General features: G+C 71.9%; 10 protein-coding genes. 5 read left to right on the forward strand and 5 right to left on the reverse strand.

Annotated elements, in window-relative coordinates; translation table 11 throughout:
* Positions 1-27 precede the first annotated feature (27 nt).
* From ACIQRL_RS04030 to ACIQRL_RS04040, 3 genes are all read right to left on the reverse strand, one after another.
* A complete protein-coding gene (locus ACIQRL_RS04030) occupies positions 28-963 on the reverse strand; it encodes an oxidoreductase (RefSeq protein ID WP_401326675.1) in 936 nt (311 codons plus the stop codon).
* Positions 964-1,162: 199 nt separating this feature from the next.
* Positions 1,163-3,904, reverse strand: coding sequence for a pyruvate, phosphate dikinase (gene ppdK / locus ACIQRL_RS04035; protein WP_401326678.1), 2,742 nt, complete (start codon positions 3,902-3,904; stop codon positions 1,163-1,165).
* 455 nt (positions 3,905-4,359) lie between these two features.
* The gene (locus ACIQRL_RS04040) at positions 4,360-5,586 is read right to left on the reverse strand and encodes an ROK family protein (protein WP_401326681.1); all 1,227 of its coding nucleotides are present in this window, start codon (positions 5,584-5,586) and stop codon (positions 4,360-4,362) included.
* 233 nt (positions 5,587-5,819) lie between these two features.
* Here ACIQRL_RS04040 and ACIQRL_RS04045 point away from each other — a divergent pair, with 233 nt between their 5' ends.
* Together ACIQRL_RS04045 and ACIQRL_RS04050 are read left to right on the forward strand one after the other, a co-directional pair.
* Positions 5,820-7,334 (forward strand): MGH1-like glycoside hydrolase domain-containing protein, encoded by a 1,515-nt coding sequence (locus tag ACIQRL_RS04045; RefSeq protein WP_401328071.1) that lies wholly within the window; start codon positions 5,820-5,822, stop codon positions 7,332-7,334.
* Positions 7,331-9,268: a glycogen debranching N-terminal domain-containing protein gene (locus ACIQRL_RS04050; protein ID WP_401326684.1), complete on the forward strand. Its 1,938-nt coding sequence runs from the start codon at positions 7,331-7,333 to the stop codon at positions 9,266-9,268. Before ACIQRL_RS04045 ends, ACIQRL_RS04050 begins: the two co-directional genes overlap by 4 nt.
* Positions 9,269-9,388: 120 nt before the next feature.
* Here the strand turns inward: ACIQRL_RS04050 and dusB are convergent, their stop codons facing one another.
* Positions 9,389-10,552 carry a tRNA dihydrouridine synthase DusB gene (dusB, locus tag ACIQRL_RS04055; RefSeq protein ID WP_401326687.1) on the reverse strand — a complete coding sequence of 388 codons (1,164 nt, stop codon included), beginning with the start codon at positions 10,550-10,552 and terminating at the stop codon, positions 9,389-9,391.
* 96 nt (positions 10,553-10,648) lie between these two features.
* Here dusB and ACIQRL_RS04060 point away from each other — a divergent pair, with 96 nt between their 5' ends.
* On the forward strand, positions 10,649-12,094 hold the full coding sequence (locus tag ACIQRL_RS04060; RefSeq protein ID WP_401326690.1) for an MFS transporter: 1,446 nt from the start codon (positions 10,649-10,651) through the stop codon (positions 12,092-12,094).
* 28 nt (positions 12,095-12,122) lie between these two features.
* Here ACIQRL_RS04060 and ACIQRL_RS04065 read toward each other — a convergent pair whose 3' ends face one another.
* A complete protein-coding gene (locus ACIQRL_RS04065; protein ID WP_401326693.1) occupies positions 12,123-13,022 on the reverse strand; it encodes a helix-turn-helix transcriptional regulator in 900 nt (299 codons plus the stop codon).
* A gap of 335 nt (positions 13,023-13,357) precedes the next feature.
* On the opposite strand from ACIQRL_RS04065, the gene ACIQRL_RS04070 reads away from it, so the two are divergent.
* Together ACIQRL_RS04070 and ACIQRL_RS04075 are read left to right on the forward strand one after the other, a co-directional pair.
* Entirely contained in the window at positions 13,358-14,788 is a 1,431-nt protein-coding gene (locus ACIQRL_RS04070) for an MFS transporter (protein ID WP_401326696.1), read from the forward strand.
* A gap of 440 nt (positions 14,789-15,228) precedes the next feature.
* Positions 15,229-16,458 carry a M14 family zinc carboxypeptidase gene (locus ACIQRL_RS04075; protein ID WP_401328073.1) on the forward strand — a complete coding sequence of 410 codons (1,230 nt, stop codon included), beginning with the start codon at positions 15,229-15,231 and terminating at the stop codon, positions 16,456-16,458.
* Positions 16,459-16,490: the final 32 nt, after the last annotated feature.

Raw genomic sequence — 16,490 nt, forward strand, 5'->3', positions numbered from 1 at the left:
GGCCGACCCTCTGCCCTCGGGCGGCCGTCAGCCCTTGAGCCCCTCGTACGTGACGCCCGTCAGCCGCTCCGAGGCGGTCCAGAGCCGCTCCGCCTTGGTGTCGTCGCGGGTCCAGCGGGCCCGCCAGGACGTCGCGGGCGAGCCGCGCCACATCGCGAAGGACGGACCGACGAAGGTGTCGGGCCCGACGCCGGGGGCGGTGGCCGCGTACAGCGTCGGCAGGGCCCCGGCCTCGGCGCTCTGCGCGAAGACGCGGTTGCCGATCTCCATCAGCCGCTCGGCGCCCTTGCGCCCCTCAAGACGGGGCCCGGCGGTCTGCAGGTTGGTGGAGGCGTACCCGGGGTGCGCCGCGGCCGCGACGACATCGGACCCGGCGCCGGACAGCCGTCGCGCGAGCTCGTGCGTGAAGAGGAGGTTGGCGGTCTTGGACCGGCCGTAGGCGATCCACTTGCGATAGGACCCCTTCTCGCTGTTGAGGTCGTCGAGGTCGATGTCGGACAGCGCGTGGACCATGCTCGACAGGGTGACGATCCGCGCGCCGGGGGTCTCGGCGATCACGGGGAACAGCAGCCCGGTGAGCGCGAAGTGCCCGAGGTGGTTCACACCGAACTGCGTCTCGAACCCGTCCGCCGTCGTCCCGTACGGCAGGGCCATCACGCCCGCGTTGTTGACGAGCAGGTCGAGCCGGTCGTACCTCCGCTCGAAGACGCTCGCGAACTCTCTCACGGAGTCGAGTTCGCCCAGGTCCAGTCTTATGAACCCGACGTCCGCGCCCGGCACTTCGGCCGCGAGCCGGTCCACGGCCCCGGCGCCCCGCGCCTCGCTGCGACAGGCGAGCACGACCCGGGCGCCCTTGCGGGCCAGTTCCCGCGCGGTGACGAAACCGAGCCCGCTGTTGGCCCCGGTGACGACAACGGTGCGCCCGCTCTGATCGGGGATGTCCTGCGCGTTCCAGCCGGACATGGCGGTTCCTTCCAGGTGACTACGGGCGTGACCACGGGCGGCCCAGCGTAGGGGGTCCCTCGCGCCGGACGCGCCGCGGAGCCCGAAAGGGCGGCACCCCCGCACAGGGTGCCGCCCCTTCTCGTGGTCCGGGGCCGCCGCCCATCGGTCTTGAGGGTCGGGGACAGGCGGCGGCTCCGGGGTCTTGTCGCCTCGCGGGCTAGCGGTGGTCGCTGCCCGTCGCACTGGAGGCCGCGCGGCCCGCTTCCAGGCGGGCGACGGGGATCCGGAAGGGGGAGCAGGAGACGTAGTCGAGTCCCACCTCGTGGAAGAAGTGGACCGACTCGGGGTCGCCGCCGTGCTCGCCGCAGACGCCGAGCTTCAGGTCGGGGCGCGTCTCGCGGCCGGCCTTCACCGCGGACTTGACCAGGGAGCCGACGCCGTCCTTGTCGATCGTCTCGAACGGGCTGACGCCGAAGATGCCCTTCTCCAGGTACGCCGTGAAGAAGGAGGCCTCCACGTCGTCGCGGCTGAAGCCCCACACCGTCTGGGTGAGGTCGTTGGTGCCGAAGGAGAAGAACTCGGCCGCCTCGGCGATCTGCCCGGCCGTCAGCGCGGCCCGCGGCAGCTCGATCATCGTGCCGATGGCCAGCTTCAGGTGCACGCCGGTGGCCGCCTCGACCTCGGCGATGACCTGGTCGGCCTCCTCGCGGACGATCTCCAGCTCCTGGACCGTACCGACGAGCGGGATCATGATCTCCGGGCGCGGGTCGCCCTTGGCGTTCTTGCGCTCGGCGGCGGCCTCCGCGATGGCCCGTACCTGCATCGTGAACAGACCGGGGATGACCAGGCCGAGGCGCACACCGCGCAGGCCCAGCATCGGGTTCTGCTCGTGCAGCCGGTGCACCGCCTGCAGCAGGCGCAGGTCGTTCTCGTTGGCGTCCTTGCGGGACTCGGCGAGCGCGACACGCACCGACAGCTCGGTGATGTCCGGCAGGAACTCGTGCAGCGGCGGGTCCAGGAGACGGACCGTGACCGGGAGGCCGTCCATCGCAGAGAACAGCTCCACGAAGTCCTGCTTCTGGAGCGGCAGGAGCGCCTTCAGCGACTCCTCGCGCTCGGTGTCGGTGTCCGCGAGGATCAGCCGCTCGACCAGCTCGCGGCGGTCACCGAGGAACATGTGCTCGGTGCGGCACAGACCGATGCCCTGGGCGCCGAAGCGGCGGGCGCGCAGCGCGTCCTCGGCGTTGTCGGCGTTGGCGCGTACGCGCAGGCTGCGCTTGCGGTCGGCGAAGGCCATGATCCGGTGGACGGCCTCGACCAGCTCGTCGGCGTCGTCGGCGCCGGCGTGCATCCGGCCCTCGAAGTACTCGACGACCGGCGACGGGACGACGGGGACCTCACCGAGGTACACCTTGCCGCTGGAGCCGTCGATCGAGATGAGGTCGCCCTCCTCGACGACGTGCCCGCCGGGCACGGTCATCCGGCGGCGCTTGGTGTCGACCTCCAGCTCCTCGGCGCCGCAGACACAGGTCTTGCCCATGCCGCGCGCCACGACGGCCGCGTGGGAGGTCTTGCCGCCGCGCGAGGTGAGGATGCCCTCGGCCGCGATCATGCCGTCGAGGTCGTCGGGGTTCGTCTCACGGCGGACGAGGATGACCTTCTCGCCGGAGCGGGACCACTTCACCGCGGTGTACGAGTCGAAGACCGCCTTGCCGACCGCGGCGCCCGGCGACGCGGCGATGCCCCGGCCGACCTGCTGGACCTTCGCGTCCTCGTCGAAGCGCGGGAACATGAGCTGCGCGAGCTGGGCGCCCGTCACCCGCTGGAGCGCCTCGGCCTCGTCGATCAGGCCCTGGTCCACGAGCTGCGTGGCGATGCGGAAGGCCGCGCCCGCCGTGCGCTTGCCGACGCGGGTCTGGAGCATCCACAGCTGGCCGCGCTCGATGGTGAACTCGATGTCGCAGAGATCCTTGTAGTGGTTCTCCAGGGTCTCCATGATCTGCATGAGCTGGTCGTACGACTTCTTGTCGATCGACTCCAGCTCGGCGAGCGGGACCGTGTTGCGGATACCGGCGACGACGTCCTCGCCCTGGGCGTTCTGGAGGTAGTCGCCGTACACGCCCTGGTGGCCGGAGGCGGGGTCGCGGGTGAAGGCGACGCCGGTGCCGGAGTCGGGGCCGAGGTTGCCGAAGACCATCGAACAGACGTTGACGGCCGTGCCGAGGTCGTGCGGGATGCGCTCCTGGCGGCGGTACAGCTTGGCGCGCTCGGTGTTCCAGGAGTCGAAGACCGCGTGGATGGCGAGGTCCATCTGCTCACGCGGTTCCTGCGGGAAGTCCCGGCCGGCCTCGGTCTTGACGATCTTCTTGAACTTGGTGACGAGCTTCTTCAGGTCGGCCGCTTCGAGGTCCGTGTCGACGGTGACCTTCTTGAGGTCCTTCGCCGCCTCCAGCGCCTCCTCGAAGAGCTCGCCGTCCACACCGAGGACCGTCTTGCCGAACATCTGGATGAGACGGCGGTACGAGTCCCACGCGAAGCGGTCGTCGCCGGACTGCCGCGAGAGGCCCAGGACGGACTTGTCGGAGAGCCCGATGTTCAGGACGGTGTCCATCATGCCGGGCATGGAGAACTTCGCCCCGGAACGGACGGACACGAGCAGGGGATCGTCGGCCTGGCCGAGCTTCTTGCCCATCGTGGCCTCGAGGGCGTCGAGGTGCGCACTCACCTCGTCACGCAGTGCCGCCGGCTCCTCGCCACTGTCGAGGTAGGTCTTGCACGCCTCGGTGGTGATGGTGAAGCCGGGCGGGACGGGAAGTCCCAGGTTGGTCATCTCGGCAAGGTTGGCACCCTTGCCCCCGAGAAGGTCCTTGAGGTCCCTGTTGCCCTCGGTGAAGTCATAAACGAACTTCGCTCCACCAGCGCCGCTTTCGGCTACGTGGGGATCTTTGTTTTCCGACACGAGTCTCGACTCCTCGACGTCGCGGTGGCTGCCCTGACGACGGGGAACATACCCAGATCGAAGGCGTCTGGGTACGTCCACTTGCGCGTCATGCGCCTGTAACCAGTCGTCCGCCACCGGATCAAAAGTCAAGGCTTGGCAAGCCATCGGGTGGCGATGTTTTCACTTCTTGAACGAATCAACGCCCATAGATCGCTCTGGACGCTCAGGTGAGCGAGCTTCGGCACGTCTGAGTTTAATCGATGAACGATCAGATGGTGGCACTGAGTGCCACCCCTTAGGGAAGTGCAGTCGCTCAAGATCCGCTCATCTGAGCGTGACCCCTATCAAGGGTGGCGAGAATCACGCCGTCAGGAGAAGCCAGATTTCATCATGCGGACCACGATCCGGACACGACACACGGTTGTCACACGCTGATGCCCCGCACGGGTGACGCCGGGCCGGCGGGCGTCCGGTCACACACCGAGGGCCGCCAGCCGCTCCTCGGCCCGCTCCGGTGCGTACAGGTACTCCACGACCATCGCCCCCGCGCCCACGAGCCCGGCCCGCTCGCCGAGCCGGGAGGTCACCACGTCCAGATGAGCGGTGGAGCGGGGCAGCGCCCGTTGGTAGAGGAGCTCCCGGACGCCCGTGAGGAAGGGGGTTCCGGCCAGATCCCCGGCGATCATCAACACGCCCGGGTTGAGCAGCGTCACCACGGTGGCCAGGACGTCCCCGACCTGACGGCCCGCCTCCCGGGCGAGCGCCATCGCCTCGGGATGCCCGGCCGCCAGCAGGTCCCGCACGTCCGAGCCGGACGCGGCCGGGACCCCGGACTCCGCGAGCCGTCGCGCCACCGCGCCACCACTGGCGACCGCGGCCAGACAGCCGTACGAGCCGCACCGGCACAGCGCGTCGGCACCCACGCGGATGTGCCCGATGTCGCCGGCGCCGCCGTCGACGCCCCGGTAGACGGTGCCGCCGACGACCATGCCCGCGCCTATACCGGTGGAGACCTTGACCAGCGCGAACGCCGAGCACTCCGGATAGCCGGCGCGCTGCTCCCCGTACGCCATGAGGTTGGCGTCGTTGTCGACGAGCACGGGTACGCGGGCGGTGCCGGCGCCCGCGTGCTCGGCGAAGGCGCGGCCCAGCCGGCCCCGTATGTCGTAGCCGTCCCAGCCCGGCATGATCGGCGGCTGCACCACGCGGCCGGTGTCGCTGTCGACCGGGCCGGGCACCGCGAGCCCGATGCCGCAGACGGCGTCGGCGCTCCGCCCGGACTTCTCCAGCAGCTCGGCGAACCAGCGCCCGAGCTCCCCGAGGACCGCCTCGGGGCCGTCGTCGATCACCAGGGGTCCGCCGTGCTCGGCGAGGATCTCCCCGGTCAGGGTGAGGACGGCGGCCCGGCCGTGCCGGGTGTCGAGGTCGGCGGCGAGGACGACGGCGTGCTCGTCGTCGAACTCCAGGGTGATGGAGGGGCGGCCGCCGAGCGGGGAGTCGACCGGCCCGCCGGCCCCCTCGCGGAGCCAGCCCGCGCGGAACAGCCGGTCGAGACGCTGGCCGACCGTGGCCCGCGACAGACCGGTGGCCCGCTGGAGCGCCCCGCGCGTGGTCGCCCGGCCGCTGCGCACCAGTTCGAGCAGTTCTCCGGAGCTTGCCTGGTTGCCGGTCTTCACGGTCCTCCCCGCCCTTTCTGTCATGCGCACCCTCTTGCGTTCCCCAACTCTGCATTACATATTGAGTTTTGCGTGTTAAATAGACGTAACCCTACGGCAGCTACTGCCGAACTGGCCGGTCGGACGTCTTCGGGGAGACCTGAGTGGACAGCACAACCCAGCTCACCGCACTGCGCAGGGGGCCCATCACCCCCGTGCGCACCTCCGGCACTCCGGCGTACGCCTCCGGCCCACCCTCTCCGCCCGGTCCCGGCGAGATCGTCCGTGGCGGATCACCTGTATACGATCCCGCGGAACCGTCGGGGTCCCTGCACCTCAGGGCGTCCCGGGTGCTGAACGGCAACTGGACGGGAACCTCCACGGTGCCCTCGCGCGGTCTGTACCCGCACCAGTGGTCCTGGGACTCCGCGTTCATCGCGATCGGCCTGCGCCATCTGTCCCCGCTGCGGGCGCAGACGGAGCTGGAGACCCTGCTCGGCGCGCAGTGGGCCGACGGGCGTGTCCCGCACATCGTGTTCAATCCCTCCGTCCCGCTCGACGCGTACTTCCCGAGCCCCGATTTCTGGCGCTCCTCGACCGCCGGGCGCGCCGCGGGCGCCCCGCGCACCGTACAGACGTCGGGCATCGTGCAGCCACCGGTGCACGCGCTGGCGGTGTGGCTGGTGCACCGGGCGGACCCGGGGCTGTCCCGGTCCCGCTCCTTCCTCTCCCGGATGTATCCCCGGCTGGCGGCCTGGCACCGCTATCTCCTGCACCGCCGGGACCTGGGCGGCGGCGGTCTCGCCAGCGTGGTCCACCCCTGGGAGCAGGGCATGGACAACAGCCCCTGCTGGGACGCCCCGCTCAGCCGGGTCACCCCGGCGCCCGCCCGTTCCTTCCGGCGCGCCGACCTCGACCACGGCGCCCCCGAGGACCGGCCGACGGACCTCGACTACGGGCGGTACGTGCGGCTGGCCACGGACTACCGGGGCCGGGGGTACGCGGACGGCGGCGGCGAGTTCGCCGTCGAGGACCCGGCCTTCAACGCCCTGCTGATCGCCTCGGAACACGCGCTGGCCCGGATCGCGCAGGAGCTGGGCGCCACGGGGACCGCCCGCCACGCGCGCGCCGAACGGCTGACGGCGGCCCTGGTGGAGCGGTTGTGGGATCCGTCGGAGGGCCTGTTCTTCTGCCGCGACGAGCGGGCCGACGGCCACGGCGGGGAGGGCGACGGGAAGGGCGGACGGAGCGGCGGGGGCGGCGGACGGGGTGCGCTGATTCCCGAGCGCAGTGTCGCCGGGCTGCTCCCCCTCATCCTCCCCGCGCTGCCGCGGGACATCGCCGCCACGCTCGTACGGACCGCGGGCGGGCCGCATTTCGGGCTCGGCGGGGTGACGCGGCTCGCACCCAGTTACGACCTGACCGGCGAGGCGTTCGATCCGCACCGGTACTGGCGCGGGCCGGCCTGGTTCAACACCAACTGGCTGCTGGAGCGCGGGCTGCGGCTGCACGGGGAGCACGGACGGGCGGACGCGCTGCGGGCCGCCCTGCTGGACACCGCCGGGGAGTCCGGGTTCGCGGAGTACGTGGACCCGTTCACCGGCGACGCCTGCGGAGCGCTCGGCTTCAGCTGGACGGCGGCGTTGACGCTCGACCTGCTGCACGAGCCCTCCGGGGCCGCGTCGATCGTGTCCCCGAAGGGGCGCGACGCGTTGATCGACACGGCACACAGCGCTGCGGGACAGCGCGTATTCGAGTTCGAGACGGGCGCCAAAGGAGGGGACCGGGGATGACGGACCGGCATCATCTGCTCGTGCACGGTGGAACGTTCGCCGCCGTGGGCGACGGCGGGGACATCAGCGGAGTGCGGGGCGGCAGCTCTCCGGACGGATTATTCGTACGGGACGCCCGGCACCTCAGCCGCTGGCAGCTGACGGTGGACGGCGCGGTGCCCGAGGCACTGACGCCGGTCGCGGACGGTGACACGGCACGCTGCGTGCTGGTCCCGCGGGGCGGTCGAAACGAGCCGCCCGCTTATACGCTCTTCCGTGAACAGGCCGTCGCCGAGGGCTCGTTCGTGGAGGCGCTGCGCGTCACGAGCAACCGTCCGACAGCCACCACGGTCCGGATCGCGGTGACCGCGGACGCCGACTTCACGGATCAGTTCGAACTGCGCTCCGACTACCGCACGTACGCCAAGACGGGTGTCGTACGCCAGCGCCAAGTCCTCTACGACGGCGTGGAGTTCAGCTATCGGCGCGGGGAGTGGCAGTCCCGTACGACGGTCACCTCCGAGCCCGCGCCGGACGGGGTGGAGGAGACGGGCACGGGCGCGCGTCGCCTCGTATGGACCCTCGACCTCGAACCGCACGGCTCGGCGGAGCTGGCGCTGCGGGTCGCGGCGCGTCCGCACGGCGCCGCGCACGAACCGCGGGTGCCCGCCTCCCCCGCCGCGGCCAATGAGCGACTCCTCGCCCTGGAAGGCGAGTTCGCGCAAGGAGTGCCCTTCCCGACCGGCTGGCCCGAACTGGCCGCGGCCTGCGCGCGGGGCCTGTCCGATCTCGCTGTCCTCCAAGTACCAGCGACGGGCCTGGACGGCGAGGAGCTGCGGGTGCCCGCGGCCGGGGTCCCCTGGTTCCTCACCCTGCTGGGCCGCGACGCGCTGCTCACCTCGCTCTTCGCGCTGCCCTACCGGCCCCAGTTGGCCGCCGCCACCCTGCCCGCGCTGGCCGCCACCCAGGCGGTCGAGGTGGGGCTGGGCGCGGTCGCCCAGCCCGGCAAGATCGTGCACGAGGTGCGGCACGGCGAGCTGGCGCACTTCGGGCAGGTGCCGTACGGGCGGTACTACGGTTCGGTGGACGCGACGCCGCTGTTCCTGGTGCTGCTCGGCGCCTACACCGAGCTGACCGGTGACCTGGCCCTGGCCCGCCGCCTCGAACCCAACGCCCGGGCGGCGATCGGCTGGATGCTGGACCACGGCGGACTGACCTCGCGCGGGTATCTCGTCTACCGCGCGGACGGCGGCGGCCTCGCCAACCAGAACTGGAAGGACTCCCCGGGCGCCATCTGCTCGGCCGACGGCAGCCGTCCCAGCGGCCCGGTGATGGCGGCGGGCGCGCAGGGTTACGCGTACGACGCGCTGCGCCGCACCGCGCACCTGTCCCGCACGGTCTGGGACGACGAGGTGTACGCGGCGCTCCTCGAACAGGCCGCCGCCGATCTGCGCGACCGTTTCCAGCGGGACTTCTGGATGAACGAACACTCCTTCCCCGCACTGGCGTTGGACGGCGACGGCCGCCATGTCGACGCGCTCGCCTCGGACGCGGGTCATCTGCTGTGGTCCGGCCTGCTGGACAAGGAGTACGGCGAACTGGTCGGCCGCCGGCTCCTGGAACCGGACTTCTTCTCCGGCTGGGGCGTGCGCACGCTCGCCTCCGGCCAGGCGGCCTACCACCCGCTGTCGTATCACCGGGGTTCGGTCTGGCCGCACGACAACGCCCTGATCACTCTGGGGCTGGCGCGGTACGGCCTGCACGACGAGGCCCGTACGGTGGCCCACGCGCTCGTGGACGCGGCCACGGCGGCCGGCCACCGCCTCCCCGAGGTCCTCGCGGGCTACGGCCGCGACACCCATGCCGAGCCGGTGCCCTACCCGCACGCCTGCGTACGGGAGTCGCGTTCGGCGGCGGCACCGCTGGCCCTGCTCACGGCGGTGGGCGGCGCCTAGCGGATCCGGTCCGGTGCGTGCGCGGGGCGGCGCGCGCACCGGACGTCCGGCGGATCGGCACCGGTCATGGGTGGCCGATCCGCCGGACGTCCCGCGGATCGGCCCCGGACATCCCGCGGATCAGCCGCCGGAGGTGTCCAGTTCGGCGTCCTCGGACACGCCCGCGCAGTCGTAGGGGTCCTTCAGCCAGCCGTCCGGCAGGACGACCCTGTTGTTGCCGGAGGTACGGCCGCGGGGTCCGTCGGCGCCCGTGGGCCACGGCTGGTCGAGGTCCAACTCGGCCAGCCCGTCGGAGAGTTCGGCCAGCGACGAGGTGATGGCGAGACGCCCCCGCATCTCCGAGCCGACCGCGAAACCCTTGAGGTACCAGGCGACGTGCTTGCGGAAGTCGATGACCCCGCGCGCCTCGTCGCCGATCCACTCGCCGAGGAGCGTGGCGTGGCGGACCATGACGGCCGCGACCCCGCGGAGCGTCGGGCGGGCGTACTCCTCGCGGCCCTCGAAGGCGGCCACCAGGTCGCCGAACAGCCACGGCCGGCCGAGGCAGCCACGGCCGACGACCACGCCGTCGCACCCGGTCTCGCGCACCATCCGCAGGGCGTCGTCCGCCGACCAGATGTCGCCGTTGCCGAGGACGGGGATCTCCGGCACGTGCTCCTTCAGCCGGGCGATGGCGTCCCAGTCGGCGGTGCCGCCGTAGTGCTGGGCCGCGGTCCGGCCGTGCAGTGCGATGGCCGTCACGCCCTCCTCGACCGCGATCCGACCGGCGTCGAGGAAGGTGATGTGGTCGTCGTCGATGCCCTTGCGCATCTTCATGGTGACGGGCAGGTCACCGGCGCCGCTGACGGCCTCGCGCAGGATCGCGCGCAGCAGGGGGCGCTTGTACGGGAGGGCGGAGCCGCCGCCCTTGCGGGTGACCTTGGGGACCGGGCAGCCGAAGTTCAGGTCGATGTGGTCGGCGAGGTCCTCTTCCGCGATCATGCGGACGGCCTTGCCGACGGTGGCCGGGTCGACGCCGTACAGCTGGATCGAGCGCGGTGTCTCGGTCGCGTCGAAGTGGACCAGCTGCATGGTCTTCTCGTTGCGCTCGACCAGCGCCCGCGTGGTGATCATCTCGCTGACGAACAGTCCCTTGCCGCCGCTGAACTCCCTGCACAGCGTGCGGAACGGCGCGTTCGTGATCCCGGCCATGGGTGCCAGGACGACGGGCGGCTGCACCTGGTGGGGGCCGATCGAGAGCGTGGAGTTCAGCGTGGCGTTCACGGTGGACGTGGGCGTGGGCATTCCCCCATTGTGGCGCACGGCGCCGCGTGCTCGCGCGGAAGACCGTGTAGCAGTCATTAGTTAGACACACTATCGACGGCGACGTACCCTGAGGGAATGCCTGAGCTCAGCCACCGTCACCGGATGCTGGTGCTCGCGATCTGCTGCATGAGTCTGCTGATCGTGAGCCTCGACGTCACGGTTCTGAATGTCGCCCTGCCCTCGATGCAGCAGGAGCTGCACGCGAGCGTCGCGGGCATGCAGTGGACCATCGACGCGTACACCCTGGTCCTGGCCTCCCTGCTGATGCTCGCGGGCTCGACCGCCGACCGCATCGGCCGGCGCAAGGTCTTCACGGTGGGCCTGGTCCTGTTCACCATCGGCTCGGTGCTCTGCTCCCTCGCCCCGAACCTCGACATGCTCATCGTCTTCCGGATGGTCCAGGCCGTCGGCGGCTCGATGCTCAACCCGGTGGCGATGTCGATCATCACCAACACCTTCACGGCCCCGCGCGAACGCGCCCGCGCGATCGGCGTCTGGGGCGCCGTGGTCGGTATCTCCATGGCCGCCGGACCGCTGGTGGGCGGACTGCTCGTCGACACCGTGGGCTGGCGGTCGATCTTCTGGATCAACCTCCCCGTCGGTCTCGCCGCGCTCCTGCTGACGCTGCGCTTCGTCCCCGAGTCCCGTGCCCCGAGGGCCCGCCGCCCCGACCCGGTCGGCCAGCTCCTCGTCATCGCGCTGCTCGGCTCCCTCACGTACGCGATCATCGAGGCGCCCACCTCCGGCCTCGTCCACACCCTGGCCTTCTCCGTGATCGCCCTCGCCGCGCTCCTCGGTCTCCTGCGGTACGAGCCCCGGCGCGACGAACCCCTCATCGATCTGCGCTTCTTCCGCTCGGTGCCGTTCAGCGGGGCCACCGTCATCGCGGTGAGCGCGTTCGCGGCGCTCAGCGGCTTCCTGTTCCTGTCGACGCTGTACCTGCAGAACGTGCGCGGGCTGAACGCCCTGCACGCGGGGCTGTGGATGCTGCCCATGGCGGCCCTGTGCTTCGTCTGCGCGCCCATATCGGGCCGCCTGGTCGGCAGTCGCGGCCCCCGGCCGTCGCTGCTGATCGCCGGGGTCGCGATGACCGTGAGCGGTGCGCTGTTCGCCGCGTTCGAGGCGGAGACGTCGAACGTCACGCTCGTCGTCGGCTATGTCTTCTTCGGCATCGGCTTCGGCTTCGTGAACGCGCCCATCACCAACACCGCCGTCTCCGGCATGCCCCGCTCCCAGGCGGGTGTCGCCGCGGCCGTCGCCTCGACCAGCCGGCAGATCGGCGGCACCCTCGGCGTCGCGGTCATCGGCGCGGCCCTCGCCTCCGGCATCCGCGCCTCCGCCTACCGGGACAGCTTCGTGGCGGCCTCCCGCCCCGGCTGGTGGATCATCACCGCCTGCGGTGTCGCCGTCCTCGTCCTCGGCGCGCTCACGAGCGGACGCCGGGCCCGCGCGTCCGCCGAACGCACGGCCCGTCTGCTGGAGTCCCCGGAGATCCGGGAAGCGGCGGGCGTAGGGGCCTGACCCGGAACGAGCCGGGCCCGCCCCCGGGTCAGGCCGCCCCCGTCGCCGGCGCGGCGTCCGCCCGGTACGCCGGCTCGGCCTCGGCCTCCAGGGCGATCGCGTGCAGCCTCTCCAGTCGTACGCGGCTCTCCTCGTCGGCGGGCACGTACGTCACCATGCGGGCGCCCATGGCGGGAGCCAGCCACAGGTCCGTGTGACCGACGGTGACCAGACCGACGTACGGGTTCCTGAACTGCTTGGTCTTGCCGCGGGTGCCGACCACCTCGTACCGGTCCCAGATCTCGCGGAACTCCGCCGACTCGGTCCGCAGCCGCTTCAGCAGCATCTTCCAGGCGGGTTCCCCGAGGTGCCCGGCCATCGAGACACGCAGCCTCGCGGCCATCAGGCGCATGGTCTCGTCGAGGAAGACGATCGACTCGCGCCACTCCGCGTTCGTGTAGGCGAGGATCATGCAGTTGCGGTCGGCGGGCGGGACCGTGTCGAGGTCTCTCATCATCAGCCGCGCGTAGGTGCGGTTGTACGCCAGGATGTCGTACCGGCTGTTCTGGATGCAGGCCGGAACGGGCTCCAGTTGCGTCAGGACCATGCGCAGCTCCGGAGTGATGACCGGACACCGGGCGGCCGGCGAGGGGTCGACGGCTCCGGCGAGCTGGAAGAGATGGGCCCGCTCGCTGGCGTCCAGCAGCAGGGTCCGGGCCAGGGCGTCGAGAACCTGCTCGGACACCTGGATGTCGCGCGCTTGCTCAAGCCACGTGTACCAAGTGACCCCCACCGCGGAGAGCTGGGCGACCTCCTCGCGGCGCAGGCCCGGCGTGCGCCGGCGGCGGCCGCGGGGAAGCTGGACCTGCTCGGGCGTGATGCGTTCGCGGCGGCTGCGCAGGAAGGTGGCCAGCTCGTGCCGCCTGATCTCGCTGCCGCGAGGCGCCACACCCGGACCGGTCCCCTCCGGGGCCGGTCGCACGGGTTCCGCGCCGCCGGTCGGCCGCACCGCATCCCGGCCGCCGGCCGGACGCGAGTCCCGGCCGGCGGCCGGACGCGCCGAGTCCTGACCAGCGATCGGTCGCGCCGGGGCCCGGCCCGTGGTCGGTCGCACCAGGTCCGGGCCGGTGATCGGTCGAGCGGGGTCCTGGCCGGTGGTCGTTTCCCGCGCCATGGTTGTCATGCCTCCAGCCTGCCGCTCACCGCAGCCTGTTGCCAGGTAGTGCTTGTACCAGGATAAGAAGACTCTGGTACCCGTCTGAATACAGGAGAAGTCTGGAGGACGTGACCGAAACGGGAATCCACACGACTACCGTCCGCGCCCCCACCGCGCCACCCGCGCTGGGCAGCCTCGGACTCTTCACGGTGCTGCTGGGCGCGGCACTGCCCCTGATCGACTTCTTCATCGTCAACGTAGCCCTTCCGACCATCGGGCATGACCTGAACGCGAGTGAGGCCGTCCTCGAACTCGTCGTCGCCGGATACGGGGTCGCGTACGCCGTCCTGCTCGTCCTCGGCGGACGCCTCGGCGACCTGTTCGGGCGGCGCCGGCTCTTCCTCGGCGGCATGGCGGCCTTCGGCCTGGCCTCACTCGCCTGCGGCCTCGCGCCCACCGCCTGGACCCTGGTGGCGGCCCGCGTCGCGCAGGGCGCGGCGTCCGCGGCGATGCTGCCGCAGGTGCTGGCCACCATCCAGTCGACGACCTCCGGGCCCCGCCGCGCCAAGGCGATGGGCCTGTACGGTGCCACGGCCGGCCTGTCCATGGTGGCCGGGCAGATCCTCGGCGGCATCCTGGTCGCGGCCGACATCGCGGGCACCGGCTGGCGCTCGGTGTTCCTCGTGAACGTGCCCGTGGTCGTGCTCGGCCTGGTCCTGGCCGCCCGCGCGGTCCCCGAGACCCGCTCGCAGCGCCCGGAGCCGATCGACGCCCCCGGCACGGTGCTGCTCGCGGTCGCCCTGCTGGCCCTGCTCGCCCCGCTCACCGAGGGCCGGGCGGCGGGCTGGCCGCTCTGGACCTGGGTGTCCCTCGCACTGTTCCCGCTCGCGACCGTCGCCTTCTACCTCGTCGAACGTCACGCCGACCGCCGTGGCCGTACCCCTCTGGTTCCACCGAGCCTGCTGGAACTGACCTCGCTGCGCCGGGGTCTGATCATGATCGTGCCGTTCTCGATCGGATTCAGCGGCTTCATGTTCGTGATCGCGGTGGCTCTGCAGCGGGGCGCGGGGCTCGGTCCCGTCCCCTCGGGGCTGGCCCTCGCGCCCATGGCGGCCGTCTTCTTCGTCACGTCCCTGTGCGGACCCCGGCTGATCGCCCGCTACGGCACCCGGGTCGTCACCGCCGGCGGACTGATCCAGGCGGTCGGCGTGGCCCTGATCGCACTCGCCGCCTGGCGTTCCTGGCCGGACCTCGGGGTGGTGGAACTGCTGCCCGGCGCGGCGGTCGCCGGCGCGGGCCAGGCACTCCAGCTCCCCGTCCTCTTCCGGATCATCCTCTCCGAGGTGCCGGCGGCGCGGGCCGGAGTCGGCAGCGGCGTGATGGTCACCACCCAGCAGGCGGCGCTCGCCGTCGGCGTGGCCACCCTCGGCACCCTGTTCCTGTCCCTCGTCCCGGCGCACGGCATGCGGGACGCCCTGGTGACGACCCTGCTGGTCCAACTGGCGGGCGTGGGCCTGACCACCGCGCTGAGCCTGCGGCTGCCGCGCACGATCCACTGAGGACCCGGCCCACGGCCGAGAAACCGACCGCGCCCGACCTCGGCCGGCCCTCGCCGACCGCACCGAACGCATGGACCGCATCGACCGCGTCCGAGCACTCCCCGTGGGCTGAGCACTCCGAGGGCCGACCGGGCCGACCGGCATCCAACCCCCGTGCGGCCACCGGCATATGCACTGGCCATGGGCCCAACTAGCCTTCCTTCAGGGGCTGTTGACACCAGTGGTGCGCCATGACGTACTGAGTCGCACTGAAGTCGAACGGAACGCGCCCGGCGACGGCCCGGTGCGTTCCGTCCGGCACACCCGCGATCCGCGATCCGAGGAGGCTCCGTGGCCGAGATCAAGATCCGCGCGCTGGACCCGAGAGGGACCAGGGACGACAGCGGTTCCGGACACTGAGCTATCCCACACCCGCCGACGTCACCCGCACCGCCGAGGCCCTGGCCGCCCGGCATCCCGGCCTGTGCCGGCTGAGCACGATCGGCCACTCCCGACGCGGCGTCCCGCTGCGGATGCTGAGCGTCGGAAACGGGCCACGGCACGCCCTCGTGGTCGCGGGCGCGCACCCCAACGAGTACGTCGGCGGGGGCACCCTTCTTTCGCTGGCCCAGCGGGCACTGGGCGGCGAACGGCCGGGCACCGTATGGCATCTGGTGCTGTGCCTCGACCCGGACGGAGCCCGCCTCAACGAAGGCGGACACCGCGCCGACACCCTCTTCGGCCACTACCGGTCCTTCTTCCGCCCCACCGCGGACGAACAGCCCGAATGGGCGCCCGCGCTCCCCCGGCCGCGGTTCCTTCCGGAGAGCCGCGCCCTGCTCGGCGTCATCCGCCGGCTGCGGCCCTACATCCAGATCTCCCTGCACGGCACGGACATCGGCGGCACCTTCGCCCAGCTCACCCGGGACGTCCCCGGTCTCGACCGGACCCTCGCCGCCTCCGCCGAACAGCTCGGCATCCCGGTCGAGGGGGCCCCGCTGGACGCCCTGCACTGGCCCACGAGCGCCCCCGGCGTCTTCGTCCTGCCGCCGCCCGGCGCGCCCGAACGTCCCACCGCCTTCCCGGAGAACGCCCACCGCTCCACCTGGCTCGCCCCGCACGCCCACGGCGGCGTCACCGCGGTGCTGGAAGTACCGGTCTGGGCCGCCGCCGGGTTCGCCGACCTGGCTCCCCACCCCGCTCCCGAACAACGGCTGCAGCACTGGGCGGAACGCCTGCGGGCCTACTCCCACACCGTCCGCGGCCACTACGAACGGGCCCGCCCCCACCTCCCGGCACCCGGCCCGGACCCCGGCTTCAGCATGCACCGGGCGGTGGCCGAAACACTGCGCGTCTGCGGCCCCTTGGCCGACAGCTGGGACCCCGCGCACCCGGCGTTCACCCCGCTCCCCGGCCTCACCCGCGCCCGCACGGCCAGCATCGAGGGCTTCGCCCGGCGCACCCCGCTGCGGGCCGCCGCGATGCTGCTGCGCCTTCTGGAGGAGTACGCGCCCAGCCCGGGGACCGCGCCTCAACGCGCCGAACTGGAAGCCCTCGTCGCGCGCTGGTGCGCCGCCTACTCGGCGAGTTTCACGGCGACCTGGGTTCCGGTGGACCGGCAGATAGAACACCAGGTCAACGTCACCACCGCCGCCGTCGAGGCCGCCGAAGGACACCTGGCCCCGTCCTGACCGTGATCTTGCCCTCACCGAACTGACCGCCG

The sequence above is a fragment of the Streptomyces sp. NPDC091209 genome, from assembly GCF_044757755.1.
Taxonomy (GTDB): domain Bacteria; phylum Actinomycetota; class Actinomycetes; order Streptomycetales; family Streptomycetaceae; genus Streptomyces.